At 72.3% G+C, this 13,159-nt stretch carries 13 protein-coding genes; 2 read left to right on the plus strand and 11 right to left on the minus strand.

The window, feature by feature from the left end:
- Positions 1-31: 31 nt before the first annotated feature.
- The 6 genes from rbfA to rimP form a co-directional block, all read right to left on the minus strand.
- Entirely contained in the window at positions 32-478 is a 447-nt protein-coding gene (gene rbfA, locus FHS23_RS11755; RefSeq protein ID WP_183653101.1) for a 30S ribosome-binding factor RbfA, read from the minus strand.
- 95 nt (positions 479-573) lie between these two features.
- Positions 574-870: a DUF503 family protein gene (locus FHS23_RS23200; protein ID WP_183653891.1), complete on the minus strand. Its 297-nt coding sequence runs from the start codon at positions 868-870 to the stop codon at positions 574-576.
- A gap of 74 nt (positions 871-944) precedes the next feature.
- Positions 945-3,878 (minus strand): translation initiation factor IF-2, encoded by a 2,934-nt coding sequence (gene infB, locus FHS23_RS11765; protein ID WP_183653104.1) that lies wholly within the window; start codon positions 3,876-3,878, stop codon positions 945-947.
- Between the two features lie 147 nt (positions 3,879-4,025).
- A complete protein-coding gene (locus FHS23_RS11770; RefSeq protein ID WP_343053845.1) occupies positions 4,026-4,307 on the minus strand; it encodes a YlxR family protein in 282 nt (93 codons plus the stop codon).
- A 25-nt stretch (positions 4,308-4,332) separates the two neighbouring features.
- The gene (gene nusA / locus FHS23_RS11775; RefSeq protein ID WP_183653107.1) at positions 4,333-5,394 is read right to left on the minus strand and encodes a transcription termination factor NusA; all 1,062 of its coding nucleotides are present in this window, start codon (positions 5,392-5,394) and stop codon (positions 4,333-4,335) included.
- Complete coding sequence (gene rimP, locus FHS23_RS11780; RefSeq protein WP_183653110.1) at positions 5,391-5,957, minus strand: ribosome maturation factor RimP; 567 nt, start codon at positions 5,955-5,957, stop codon at positions 5,391-5,393. The genes nusA and rimP overlap by 4 nt, the downstream gene beginning before the upstream one ends.
- A gap of 307 nt (positions 5,958-6,264) precedes the next feature.
- Here rimP and FHS23_RS11785 point away from each other — a divergent pair, with 307 nt between their 5' ends.
- Complete coding sequence (locus FHS23_RS11785; RefSeq protein WP_183653113.1) at positions 6,265-7,188, plus strand: DUF4439 domain-containing protein; 924 nt, start codon at positions 6,265-6,267, stop codon at positions 7,186-7,188.
- Here FHS23_RS11785 and FHS23_RS11790 read toward each other — a convergent pair.
- The 4 genes from FHS23_RS11790 to FHS23_RS11805 form a co-directional block, all read right to left on the minus strand.
- Positions 7,171-7,782, minus strand: coding sequence for a hypothetical protein (locus FHS23_RS11790; RefSeq protein WP_343053846.1), 612 nt, complete (start codon positions 7,780-7,782; stop codon positions 7,171-7,173). The genes FHS23_RS11785 and FHS23_RS11790 overlap by 18 nt on opposite strands.
- Before the next feature lie 368 nt (positions 7,783-8,150).
- Positions 8,151-9,191 carry an aminotransferase class V-fold PLP-dependent enzyme gene (locus FHS23_RS11795; RefSeq protein WP_183653116.1) on the minus strand — a complete coding sequence of 347 codons (1,041 nt, stop codon included), beginning with the start codon at positions 9,189-9,191 and terminating at the stop codon, positions 8,151-8,153.
- A 50-nt stretch (positions 9,192-9,241) separates the two neighbouring features.
- Complete coding sequence (locus tag FHS23_RS11800) at positions 9,242-10,768, minus strand: PH domain-containing protein (protein WP_183653130.1); 1,527 nt, start codon at positions 10,766-10,768, stop codon at positions 9,242-9,244.
- Positions 10,765-11,223 (minus strand): PH domain-containing protein, encoded by a 459-nt coding sequence (locus tag FHS23_RS11805; protein WP_343053847.1) that lies wholly within the window; start codon positions 11,221-11,223, stop codon positions 10,765-10,767. Before FHS23_RS11805 ends, FHS23_RS11800 begins: the two co-directional genes overlap by 4 nt.
- Before the next feature lie 183 nt (positions 11,224-11,406).
- Here FHS23_RS11805 and FHS23_RS11810 point away from each other — a divergent pair, with 183 nt between their 5' ends.
- A complete protein-coding gene (locus tag FHS23_RS11810) occupies positions 11,407-11,808 on the plus strand; it encodes a VOC family protein (RefSeq protein ID WP_183653150.1) in 402 nt (133 codons plus the stop codon).
- A 131-nt stretch (positions 11,809-11,939) separates the two neighbouring features.
- Here the strand turns inward: FHS23_RS11810 and FHS23_RS11815 are convergent, their stop codons facing one another.
- Positions 11,940-13,019, minus strand: coding sequence for an MBL fold metallo-hydrolase (locus FHS23_RS11815; RefSeq protein WP_343053848.1), 1,080 nt, complete (start codon positions 13,017-13,019; stop codon positions 11,940-11,942).
- Positions 13,020-13,159 lie beyond the last annotated feature (140 nt).

A 13,159-nucleotide genomic window follows, 5' to 3' on the forward strand; every position in this document is an offset into this window, starting at 1 on the left:
GTCCGGAGTGGACGCCGGCCGCCCGGAAGAGTCACTCCTCGTCGGCGTCCTTGGCAGGCTTGTACGGATCGGGCTCGCCCGCCGGCTCGGCGGTCGTGGCCTGCCGAGCGACCTCGGCGTCGGCCTCACGCGCCTTGGCGAGTAGCTCGTCGATGTTGCGCGCCTCGGACGGGATGTTGTCCGCGACGAACGCGAGCGTGGGCGTGTACCGCACTCCCGTGCCCTGTCCCACCTTGGTCCGCAACACCCCGCGGGCGGATTCGAGTGCTGCGGCGGCACCGGCGAAGTCCGGCGCCGCGTCGAGAGTTTCGCCGAGCACGGTGTAGTACACGGTGGCGTCGCGCAGGTCACCGGTGACGCGGGCGTCCGTGATCGTCACGTTGCCCAGTCGCGGGTCCTTGATCTCGTGTTCGATCGCGGACGCGACGACCTGTGCGATCCGCTTGGCCAGCCTGCGTGCCCGAGCCTTGTCAGCCACGGCCATCCCCTCACTCGTCCGAACGCCGGCACCTCACGACCCGGCGTACCACCCTGTTGTTCCGGCCCGGCCACCCGACGTCGGCGACCCGGCCGCTATTCATCGTCCGTGCCGTGCAGCCGCCGTCCGGCCGACAGCAACTCGACCTCCGGAAGCTCGGCGACGAACCGTTCACAGCCCTCCAGCACGTCACGTACGTGCGCGGCGTCGGCGGCGACCGCCGCGACACCGATGGTGACGCGGCGGTAGAGCTCACGCTGCCCGGCCTCGGCGACCGCGACGTCGAAACGCCTGCGCAGCTCGGCGAGGATCGGCCGCACCACGGAGCGCTTCTGTTTCAGTGAACGGACGTCCCCGAGGAGCACGTCCAGCTCCAGCGAACCCACGAACACCGCCACACCGCCCCACCGGAACGGACCACGCCGGTGGGGCGGAGCCGTGCCCCGCCCCACCGGCCGTGTCCGTCTTACACGCGCGGCTTCTCGCGCTGCTCGTACGTCTCGACGACGTCGCCGACCTTGATGTCGGAGAACTTGCCGAGCGTCAGACCGCATTCGTAGCCGTCGCGGACCTCGGTCGCGTCGTCCTTGAACCGCCGCAGCGACGCCACCGGCAGTTCCTCGCTGACCACGACCCCGTCGCGCAGCAACCGCGCCTTCGAGTTGCGCCGGATGATGCCCGAGGTGACGAGGCAACCGGCGATGGTGCCGAACTTCGAGGACTTGAAGACCTCGCGCACGTCCGCCTTGCCGAGCTCGACCTCTTCGTACACCGGCTTGAGCATGCCCTTCAGAGCCTGCTCGATCTCCTCGATGGCCTGGTAGATCACCGTGTAGTACCGGACGTCCACGCCCTCGCGGCTGGCCCGCTCGGTCGCCTTGCCCTGTGCCCGCACGTTGAACCCGATCACCACGGCGTCGGACGCCGTCGCCAGGTCGATGTCGCTCTCGGTCACACCACCGACACCGCGGTGCACGATGCTGAGCTCGACCTCGTCGCCCACGTCGATCTGGTTGAGCGAGCTCTCGAGCGCCTCGACGGTACCCGAGTTGTCACCCTTGATGATCAGGTTGAGGCTGTTGGTCTCCTTCAGCGCGGAGTCCAGGTCCTCCAGGCTGACGCGCTTGCGCTTGGCCGCGTTCTCGGCGTTGCGGATGCGGGCCTGGCGGCGCTCGGCGATCTGCCGTGCCACCCGGTCCTCCTCCACGACCAGGAACGTGTCACCGGCACGCGGCACCGACGTGAAGCCGATGACCTGCACCGGACGCGACGGGTCGGCCTCGGTGACGTCACGGTTGTGCTCGTCGACCATGCGGCGCACGCGCCCGTAGGCATCGCCCGCCACGACGGAGTCGCCGACCCGGAGCGTGCCGCGCTGCACCAGCACGGTCGCCACGGGACCACGGCCACGGTCGAGGTGCGCCTCGATCGCGACACCCTGCGCCTCCATCCGCGGGTTGGCCCGCAGATCCAGCGCCGCGTCCGCGGTCAGCAGGATCGCCTCGAGCAGCCCGTCGATGTTGACGTTCTCCCGCGCGGAGATGTCGACGAACATCGTGTCGCCGCCGTACTCCTCGGCCACCAGCCCGTACTCGGTGAGCTGCTGGCGGATCTTCTGCGGGTTGGCGCCTTCCTTGTCGATCTTGTTGACCGCGACCACGATCGGCGACTTGGCCGCCTGCGCGTGGTTGATCGCCTCGATCGTCTGCGGCATCACGCCGTCGTCGGCCGCGACCACGATCACCGCGATGTCCGTGGCCTGCGCACCGCGGGCACGCATGGCGGTGAACGCCTCGTGACCCGGGGTGTCGATGAACGTGATGGTCCGCTCGTCGCCTTCGAGTTCGGTCTCGACCTGGTAGGCACCGATGTGCTGCGTGATGCCGCCGGCCTCGCCCTCGGCGACCTTCGACTTCCGGACGGTGTCCAGCAGCCGGGTCTTACCGTGGTCGACGTGACCCATCACGGTCACGACCGGGGGCCGCACCTGCAGGTCCTCGTCGGTGCCCGCGTCCTCGCCGTAGGTGATGTCGAAGGCTTCGAGGAGCTCGCGGTCCTCTTCCTCCGGGCTCACGACCTGGACGTTGTAGTTCATCTCCGTGCCGAGCAGCTCGAGCACGTCCTCGGAGACCGACTGCGTCGCGGTGACCATCTCGCCGAGGTGGAACAGCACCTGCACCAGCGACGCCGGGTTGGCGTCGATCTTCTCGGCGAAGTCGGTCAACGACGAACCGCGGGGCAGACGGATCGTCTCGCCGCCGCCCTTCGGCAGACGCACGCCACCCACGGACGGCGCCTGCATGTTCTCCATGTACTCCTGGCGCTTCTGCCGCTTCGACTTGCGGCCCTTGCGCGAGGGGCCACCGGGACGCCCGAAGGCACCGGCCGTGCCACCGCGGCCACCACCACCGCGGCCGCGGAAACCGCCGCCACCGGGAGGGCCACCGGGACCGCCGCGGCCGCCACCGGGGCCGCCGCCTGCGGGGGGACCGCCGGGTCCACCGCGGCCGCCACCGGGAGGGCCACCGGGTCCACCACGACCGCCGCCGGGGCCACCACGACCGCCGCCGGGTCCACCACGACCACCGCCGGGACCACCACGACCGCCACCGGGACCGCTCGGGCGGGCCGGACGCGACGGCATCATGCCCGGGTTGGGACGGGGCGGCATGTTGCCGGGGCTCGGCCGATTACCGCCACCCTGCTGCTGACCGCCCTGCTGGCCGCCTTGCTGCTGGCCGCCCTGCTGACCGCCCTGCTTCTGGCCGCCCTGCTTCTGACCGCCCTGGCCACCGCCCTGCTGGCCGCCACCGGGACGGGGCTGGGCCGGGCGCGGCGTGGGCGAACCCGCACCGACGCCGAACGGATTGTTGCCGACCCGCGGCTGCTTCGGGCCGGGCTTGGGACCGGGCTTGGGACCCTGCGGCTTCGGCGGAACCACGGAACCGCCGGAGTCGTCCTGCTTGGGCGCCTCCTGCTCGGGGCTCGCCTTCGCGGCCGGCACCTGCTCGGCCGGTTCGGCGGGCTGTGCCGGTTTCGGACCGGGCTTGGGGCCCGGCTTCGGCCCCGGCTTGGGACCGGGCTTCGGCGCGGCCGACTGCGCCGCGTCCTGCTTGTCCGCCTGCTGCGGCGCGGACTGCGCCGGCGCGGCGGGCTGTGCCGGCGATGGCTGCGATTCGGTCGCACCACTGCCGGCGGCGGACTTGCCGCCACCCTTGCCGCCGCTCTTGTCTCCGGCCGCGCCGCCGTAGGCGTCGCGAAGACGCCGGGCGACCGGTGCCTCCACGGTGGACGACGCGGACTTCACGAACTCACCCTGCTCCTTGAGCTTGGCGAGTACTTCCTTGCTCGTGACACCGAGCTCTTTCGCGAGCTCGTGCACGCGGGCCTTGCCTGCCACTGCTCTCCTCAACTGAGGCCAGGCAGGCAGAGTACCCGCTGACCTCGTCTTATCGTCGCGCGTTCATGGCTTCAGCTTCACGGCTGACTCATGACGGGTCGACCTGCTTCCTTGTTTCCGACCAGGGCCCGGGGAGATCCCGGACCCTCATTCCTCGGTGGCGAACCGCTTCACGACACTCCGCACACCGGACGTGTCCAGCGGACCGGACACGCGCAGCGCACGAGGAAACGCTCGTTTCCGTTCGGCCTTGGCCAGGCAGGCCGGGTCGAAGTGCACCCAGGCCCCTCGACCGGAGAGGCGCCGCCGTTCGTCGGCGACGAGTTCTCCACCTGCCACGACCAGCCGAAGCAGCTCGTCGCTGCACGCCCGTCGACGACAACCGACGCACGTACGAACCGGGCCGGTCATCGACGTCGGGCGTTGCACCGATCCCAGTTTAGCCCCTGGTCTGTCACTCGGCGGAACCGGTTACCGCAGTGTGTGGTGAGTCCTCCGGCTGGGGGTCCGGAGAGGCCTCCTGCTGGGGGCCGGCATCGGGGGCGGCGTCGCTGCGGATGTCGATCCGCCACCCGGTCAGCCGGGCCGCGAGCCGGGCGTTCTGCCCCTCCTTGCCGATCGCCAGCGACAGCTGGAAATCCGGCACGACCACGCGCGCCGTCTTCGTCCGCTCGTCGACGACCGTGACCGACACGGCCTTCGCCGGGGACAGTGCGTTGCCCACGAAGTGGGCCGGGTCGTCCGAGTAGTCGATGATGTCGATCTTCTCACCACCGAGCTCGCTCATGACGTTGCGCACCCGTGCGCCCACCGGTCCGATGCAGGCACCCTTGGCGTTCACGCCAGGCACGGTCGAGCGGACGGAGATCTTGGACCGGTGACCGGGTTCCCGGGCGACGGCCGTGATCTCCACCGTGCCGTCGGCGATCTCGGGCACCTCGAGCGAGAACAGCTTGCGCACCAGGTTCGGGTGCGTGCGGGACAGCGTGATCTGCGGTCCACGGGCGCTGCGGGCGACCTGCCACACGTACGCCTTGATCCGCCCGCCGTGCGGGTAGTCCTCCCCCGGCACCTGCTCGGCGGCGGGCAGTACTCCCTCGGTGTCCCCACCGATGTCGACGACGACCATGCCTCGCGCGTTGGCGCGGGCGTCGCGCTGGACCACGCCGGCGACGATCTCGCCCTCCTTCGCGGAGAACTCGCCGTAGGTCTTCTCCTGCTCGGCGTCCCGCAGGCGCTGCAGGATGACCTGGCGCGCGGTCGTCGCGGCGATCCGCCCGAAGCCCTCGGGCGTGTCGTCCCACTCCTCGGCGATCTCGCCGTTCTCGTCGAGCGTGTGCGCCAGTACCCGCACGTAGCCGGTCTTGCGGTCGATGTCGATCTTGGCCCGGGGCTGGTGGCCCTCGGTGTGCTTGTAAGCCGTGAGCAGTGCGGACTCGATCGCCTCGAGCACCGCTTCGAACGGAATGTCCTTGTCCGCCTCGATGGCCCGCAGCGCGGCGATGTCGACGTTCACCTCGGCTCCTCCTCCGGTGCTGCCGCCGCGGCACCCTCGCTGTTGTCGTTGTCGCCCGCGGTGGCCTCACCTGCGTCGTCTTCCAGCAGCTTCAGCTCGCCTGCGGGCGGTTGCTTGAATTCGACCTCGAGCACGGCCTTCGCGACGTCGGCGTAGCGCACGTCGCGGATGGTGCCGGCGACGAGCAGCCGCACCGCGGTCTCGTCGGCCCGGCCCACCCGGCCGGTGAACTCGGCTCCCTCGGTCGGGGTCACCCTCACCTGGCGGAACTTCGCGCGGCGCCAGTGCCGCTGCGTGGTCAGGGGCCGGTCGACGCCCGGCGAGGTGACTTCCAGGGTGTAGGCGCCCGCGATCAGATGCTCGTGCTGGTCGAGTTCCTCGGACAGGACGCGGCTGACCTCGGCGACCTCGTCCAGGCCGACCCCGTCGTCGCTGTCGACGACGACCTTGACGAGCTTGCGCCGTCCGGCCTGCTGCACGTCGAGCGCGTCGAGATCGAAACCCGCGGCCGTGACGGCCTCGGCCACGATGGGCTCCAGCCGACTGGCGAGTTCGTTGGGCACCGTGATGCTCCCGTGAGTTGCTGTTGTCTATGGGTCTTGTCGGTATGAGGTTGTCGGTAGGGGTGTCGTGGATCGGGTACGGGTTGTCGTCGGGGACGGGGTTGTGGTCGGTGTCCTGCGGTGTCCGAGGTGGTGGTCCGTTCTCGAGGTCGTCCGAATGTACGGGTGCCGGCGCCCGTACGCTCGTCCGGACAGGGGTGGTCCAGCTTATCGTGTCGGGGCCGCCGTCCGCCGACCAGCGGGGTACGCGCGAGCCGCCGGGGCGAAGCGCCTGGCAGGATGACGTTCCGTGACCTCCCGTCGACCCGTGACTCCGCCGAACCGTCGTGCCGTGCTCCGTGCGGCCGCACTGGCCGTCCCGGCGGCAGTGGGCCTCGGGACGGTCGCGGGCTGTACGGACTACGACGACAGCCCGGACCCGCTGCTGCCGCTGCTCGACGCCGCGGAGGCCGACGCCCGGGCCGCACGTGACCTGGGCGGTTCCGAGGCCGAGCAGGTCGCCACCGTCCGCTCGGCGCACGCCAGGGCGTTGCGCCGCGAGGTGGACCGGCTCAACCGGCCTCGGCCGACGGCCACGTCGGCGCCACCCGCCACGGTCGCCGGCGCGGAGGCACTCGGGCAGCGACTCGGCGACGCGCGTGCTCAGGCCGCCCGCCTCGTACCCGAGCTGCCCACGCACCGCGCGGGCCTGGTCGGCGCGGTCGCCGCTGGCTGCGCCGCCGCGCAGCAGCTGGACGACGCGTTCGGCAAGGGCCAGCCGGAGCCACTTCGGCGGGTGTCGGCGGGGCCGCTCGACGACCCGGCCGTCGAGGCACTCCAGCAGGCCCTCGCGGCGGAACACGCCGCGGAGTGGGTGTACACGACGGTGACGGCCTTCCTGCCCGGGAGCTACGACAACGGACTGACCGAGGGCGGCGAGGCGCACCGGGACCGCAGGCTGGCGTGCGAGACGCTGCTGCGCAGGGCGGGCGCCACCCCGCGCGACGCCGAGGTCGCCTACCGCAGCCGCGCCGCGGACACGGTCTCCGACCAGGATTCGGCGACGCGGCTCGTGATCACCGCCGAGACGGACGCGGCCCGCGCCTGGCACGGCGTGCTCGAACGGACCGACGTGACCGGACTGCGGGATGTCGCCACGCAGGCTCTCGTCGGCTCGGCGACCCGCTGCACGAGCTGGCGGCTCGACGCGGGTGAGAACCCCGCGGTCGTCCCGCTACCGGGTCGCGGCTGACAGTCGCAGCGCATCATGGGCGATCTCGCCCAGGAGGTCCGGGGACCCGGGCGTGTCCGAGAAGAACTGCGTCTCGACGACCGTCAGGCGATTGCCGACGACCCGGGATGCGTATTCGCCCGTGGCCACGTTCGGCGCACCCGGCAGGTTCGCGGTGCCGTCACGGACGAGGTCGTTGACGTTGCCGGTGCCGTCGGTGTCGGTGGTGACCTTCAACTGCTGAGCGCCGGTTTGCCCCGGCATCGTCACGACGACGACCGACACGAGCGCACGGGCGTCCTGCGAGCGCGTCTCGTACAGCGACCGGTGCACCTGTTCGCAGGGATGCTCCCGGAACCAGCCGACGAGGTCGCCGTAGGAGTTGGCCGCGCAGCCCGCTGAGATCTCCGGTCCCGCCACCCGGGTGTAGTCGAACTCGCCACTCGTCAGCGGGTCCTCCTGCTGCGCCGTGGGCTGCGGGTCGTCGCCCACCGGTTCGTACCGGATCAGCCACCACACGAGCCCCGACACGAGCGCGATCGCGACGAGACCACCGCCGCGCAAAGCGGTCCGCAGCCGCGGCGACATCCCGGAGCCGGCGGAGCCGCCAGGCACCCCTGGCGGCTGTGACCGCGGGGATGGCGCCGGCGGTGCCGCCCCCGGCTGCGGCGCTGTGAATCCCGCCTGCGGCCCTGTGAATCCCGGCTGCGGCCCTGCGCCCCCGGCTGCTGCGGGGCCTCCGCGCACCGCGGGCCGTCCGGGCGCGACCGGCGGTCCGGCTGCTGTGGGCGTTCCGCGCGGAACACCGCCGGAGGGAGCGGCCGGGCCGGACGACCCCGACGGGCCCGCGGGAGCGGCCTGCGGTCCGGACCGCTGTGGATGCGGTCCGTGATGCCCGTAGACCGGTCCAGGCTGTTGTCCACTCGATCCGGGTAACTGCGGCTGCTGTCCTGGCACGGCCCGTGACGGTAGCCGATCCGGCGTCAGCGGAGGGCCGCAACCGCCAGATCGACGTCCTCCCACGTGTTGTACAGGTGGAATCCCAGACGGAACCTGCCCGCACGCATACTCCCGCGCAGGCCCGCGCGGGAGAGCCGCTCCGGCGTGGCACGGACGTCCACGGACACGATCGCACTGCCCGCGGGCGGCAGGCCGAGCTCACCGCGCAACGCGTCGGCGAGCCCGATGCAGTGCGCGTACACGGCGTCCCGGTCGAGCGAGGCGAGGTGGTCGAGCGCCGCTGCGGCGCCGATGAACGCCAGCCACGCCGGTGAGGCGTCGAACCGCCGAGAACCGGCGGCCAGGCGCAGCGGCAGACCGTACACCGTGTCCCACGGGTTCTCCCCCGCGTACCAGTTGGCGCCCACGGGCCTGCCGCGGTCGAGCGCCCGCGGATGCACGGCGAGCCACGCCGCACCGCGCGGGCTCAACAGCCACTTGTAGCCCGCACAGACGACCCAGTCGGCCCAGTCCAGTTCGAGCGGCAACCATCCGGCCGCCTGCGTGACGTCGAGCGCCACGGCGATCCCGGCCTCGGCGGTGGCGGCGCGCAACGCGGCGAGGTCGGCGACAGTACCGTCGGCGGACTGGACCACGGCGACCACCACGAGCTCGTGCCCGTCGACGGCCTCGGCGAGCTCGGCGACCGGCACCGTCTCGACGGTCACGCCGCGATGCTCCTGTGCGGCGAAGGGGAACGTCACGCTGGTGAACTCGCCGGTCGCGGCGAGCACCCGCGCCCCGTCGGGCAGACCCGCCGCCACCGGGGCGAGCAGCCCCGCGACGGTGGCGCCGACGGCGACCCGATCGGCCGGAACGCCCACCAGGTCGGCGAACGACGCGCGCGAGGCGTCGACGGCGGCGGTGAAGTCCGGCGGGTCGTCCGCGCCCGTGCGCCAGCGGTCGACGGCGGCCGCGACGGTGTCGGCCACGGTGGCGGGCGGAATGCCGATGCTCGGCGTGTTGACGTACCCGACGGGGACGTCGAACGCGGCGCCGAACGCGTGACGACGGGTAGCGCTCATGATCGTCACGCTACTCCCGCCGGGCGTCCGGTCCCACCGATGCGAACCGGTCAGGCGTGTTCGAGCAGCGGACCGAGCAGCCCCGGAACGGCCTCGTCCGCGAAAGCGAGGCCCTCGGCGGCGCCCACGTCGTGGACGGAGTATGCGCCGGAACCCGCTGCGGTCGTGGTGGTGATCGTCATCAGCCCGCGGCGACGCTGGAAGAGCGACTGGCGAGCGTTCAGTCCGATCACGCCACGGCGTTGCAGGGCGACGGTGCTGCGGCGCACGCTGCCGTGCCGTGCCACGAGGTAGTCACCGTTCAGGCCGTGGCCGAGGTTGCGATACGCGTCTACGGCGAGCGCGAGGGCTACCGGCACGCCGAGTACCGCACTGATCCACGCCAGGTGCAGCAGGACCGCCGACGACAGCAGTCCGCCGAGCACCGTCAGCGTGAGCACCGGGACCGCCGCACCGGCCAGCGCCCAACGGATGCGCCTGCCGCGTGCGGCCCGCGGATGCGGTGTCAGCGCAGCCGACGTCGGGCCGGTGCGCTCACGCAGCACGGCCGCGGCCACCCGGTCGGCCTCGCCACGGGGCGCGGCGGGGAGCAGGGTCTTACGGTCGGCCTTGTCGTCGTCGCCCCCTGACCGCAGACCGGTCGCGACCGCGTCGACCCGCGCCGCGCCCGCCGTGCGCACCCCGAGCGGTTCGACGAGCTCGACCCCACGGAGGCGTTGCTCCTCGAGGGAGATCGACCGCACCGTCAGCAGGCCGCGGCGGACCCGCAGCGTGCCGCCGGGTTCGCGGTCGAGGCGGAAGTTCCACCACATCTCGACGAACAGCGCGAGCGAGCCGACCACGCCGATCACCACACCGGCGGCGACGACCACGGCCAGGGCGCCGACGAGACCGAGTCCGCCCAGCAGACCCGCCGTCCAGGTGATCACACCCGCCTGCAGATCGAACCATTGCGCGACCTGCAACACGGCCCCGTAGGCGCCGGCACCGAGCGCGGGCGTGAGGACCGACAGCGGCGCGTACCGCACCCAACGGGGAGCGAACGTGGCGAGCCGTCCGTCGGCGGCGGGTTCGCCGTCGCCGCGTCCGCGGTCGAGGAGCTCGGCGCGCAGCCGCTCCCCCTCCTCGCGTCCCACGGCGTAGAGCGACACGGAACCGCCCGCGGATCCGCCCTCGCCGGTGTCGATCTTCACGGTGACGATGCCGAAGATCCGTACCTGTGGTCCCGCGGTGAGGTCCACGGTGCGGATGCGCTCACGGGACACCGACCTGCGGCTGCGCACGACGATGCCCTTGACGAGTTCGACCCGGTCGGCGGACACGCGATAGCGGGTCCTGCGCAGGCGCACGCGCTCGACGACCACCGTGGCGACCAGGGCGGCGGCCGAGGCGGGCAGCACCGTGACGAGTGCCCAGAACACCGACGCCGAGGCGATCCCGAGGCCGGTCGGCACCCCCGCGGCCACGCAGATCCCGGCGACGGTGACCACGCTCGCCCGGACGGTGCGGGCGTCGAGCCGTCGCCACCCGTACCGGGACGCGGGGTCGTCGCGTGCGGGGTCGTCGCGCCCGGTCATGTCGCGTCGCCCGGTGTCGCCTGGGTCGTCTCGGTGAGTTCCTGCACGAGGTCGGCGGCGACGCCGTGGTCCAGACCGGGGATCCGCAGCGCACCTCTCGCCGACGCGGTCGTGACGGTGAGGGTGGCCAGGCCGAAAAGCTGCTCGAGGGGTCCGCGATCGCTGTCGACCGTCTGGATGCGCGACATCGGTGCGACGCGCCACTCCTGCCACAGCGCGCCCGTCCGGGTGTAGACCGCGTCGCCGGTGACCTCCCAGCGGTGCACGCGGTACCACCACGCCGGCATCCCCACGGCCGTCACCACGGTCACGACGGCGAACCCGGCCGCGGGCACCAGCAGCCACGGCCGCACCACTCCGGGAAGCAGCACCGCCGCCACGACAAGCGCCGCGACGACCACCGCACCGGCGAGCAGGATTCGCGCACGCCACCACGTCACGGCGGTTCGATGCACGCGGTGTACCGGCGGCCGCAACCGCAGCTCCCCCGACCTGCTGCCCGATTCCCCCACGATCGCCCGCCTCCACACCCTGGACAGCCTGCCGCGCCGGACGCTAGCAGTATCTCCCCACCCGCGTGTCCTGCACTCGGGCACGCGCCCGCCGCCACGCTCCGGAGGACGGCCTAGCCTCTGCGCATGAGGTTGGGACTCGTGTCGCTCATCGTCGACGACTACGACGAGGCGATCGACTTCTTCGTGCGCGCCGTGGGATTCGACCTCGTCGAGGATTCGCCCGCGACCACGAACGACGGCAGGCCGAAACGCTGGGTGGTCGTGCGCCCGCCGCACGCGGAGACCGGCATCCTGCTCGCGCGCGCCGACGGCACGGAACAACGGGCCGCGGTCGGCGAGCAGTTCGCCGGCCGGGTCGGCCTGTTCCTCGACGTCGACGACGCCGAGGCCTTCGACGCGGCCTACGAGCGCATGCGTGCGGCCGGCGTCGAGTTCGTGCGTCCTCCTCGGACGGAGCCGTACGGCCGGGTGGCGGTGTGGCGTGATGTGTCCGGGAACCTCTGGGACCTCCGCAGCCCCGGGTGACCACGGGACCGGCTCCGGACGCGACGCCGCGGCACGCCGGCCCCGGAAACCACAACACGGTCCCTCGGAACTGCACCACGATCTCCCAGAACTGCAACACGGCTGTCCGGGTGCAGAACACGCGCGGCGGATCAGGCGAGGGGTTCCCACCACGGGTCGAGCTCGGGCGGGGACGCGACGTCGACGCGCTCGCCGGGTTTCGGCACGACGAGTGCGACGCCGCGCGCCACGGCCTCCTTGCGGGCGCGGTCGACGGGTTCGGCCCAGCCGTGCGGAGCGAGCTCGAACGTGCCCCAATGCACGGGCACGAGGAGCCTGCCGCCGACGTCCACGTGCGCGGCCACCGCCTGCTCGGGCGTCATGTGGATGTCCGGCCAGCTCGGCGCGTAGGCGCCCACCTGCACGAGGGTCAGGTCGAACGGGCCGTGGTCCTCGCCGATACGGCCGAAGCCGTCGAAGTAGCCGGTGTCCCCGCTGTAGAACACCCGATGCCGCTCCCCCGCGAGCACCCACGACGCCCACAGTGTGTTGTTGCGGGAGAAGGACCGCCCCGAGAAGTGCACGCCGGGCGTAGCCGTGATCCGCAGGCCCGCGAGGCGCGTCTCGTCGTGCCAATCGAGTTCGGTGACCCGCTGGGCAGGCACGCCCCACCGGCGCAGGTGCGCTCCGACGCCGAGCGGCACGACGAACACCGCGGTGGTCAGTCGCGCGAGATCGCGGACGGTGCGCATGTCGAGGTGGTCGTAGTGGTCGTGGGAGATGAGGACCACGTCGGGCTCGGGCAGCTCGGTCAGTGGCTGGGGCGGTGCGAACAACCTGCGCGGGCCGAGCCACCGCGACGGCGAGGCGCGGTCGCTCCACATAGGATCGACGAGCACGCGCGCGCCGTCGAGTTCGACGAAGGTGGAGGCATGGCCGAACCACGTCACGTACAGCCGGTCCTCCGGAGCGGGCCCGGAGAGGCCCCTGCGCGGCACGGATCCCGCCGGGCGCCGACTCCTGCGGCCGCGGATCATGTCGCCGACCGCCTCACGCACACTGCCCGGCGGCACCCAGTGCACCGGTTCGGGGTTGCGGAACGCACCGTCACGGAACTGCGGTGACCCGGGATAGCGACCGGGCTTGCCACCGAACGCGACGACGAGGTCGGCGGCGACGGCGGTCAGTCCGGCCGCGAATGCGGACACCGTCTGACGAGCGATTCTCGGCACCGGGCGGCTCCTCGAAGGCGGCGGGCGGATGTCGGGCGGCGGGCGCGTTCCCGCACCGGCCGGGACCAGGGTGCCCGGCGGGCCCTCCCGTGCAACGTCGCCGACCGCCCCACAGTTCCCTACGGCCTCGTGCGCGGCGC

The sequence above is a fragment of the Prauserella isguenensis genome (assembly GCF_014191605.1).
GTDB classification, from domain to species: Bacteria; Actinomycetota; Actinomycetes; order Mycobacteriales; family Pseudonocardiaceae; genus Prauserella; species Prauserella isguenensis.

What these genes read in the sequence shown, in the direction of transcription:
- FHS23_RS11795 (WP_183653116.1), bottom strand. Translation starts at nt 9,191, where the DNA reads ATGAGCGCTACCCGTCGTCACGCGTTCGGCGCCGCGTTCGACGTCCCC.
- FHS23_RS11810 (WP_183653150.1), top strand. Translation starts at nt 11,407, where the DNA reads ATGAGGTTGGGACTCGTGTCGCTCATCGTCGACGACTACGACGAGGCG.
- FHS23_RS11800 (WP_183653130.1), bottom strand. Translation starts at nt 10,768, where the DNA reads ATGACCGGGCGCGACGACCCCGCACGCGACGACCCCGCGTCCCGGTAC.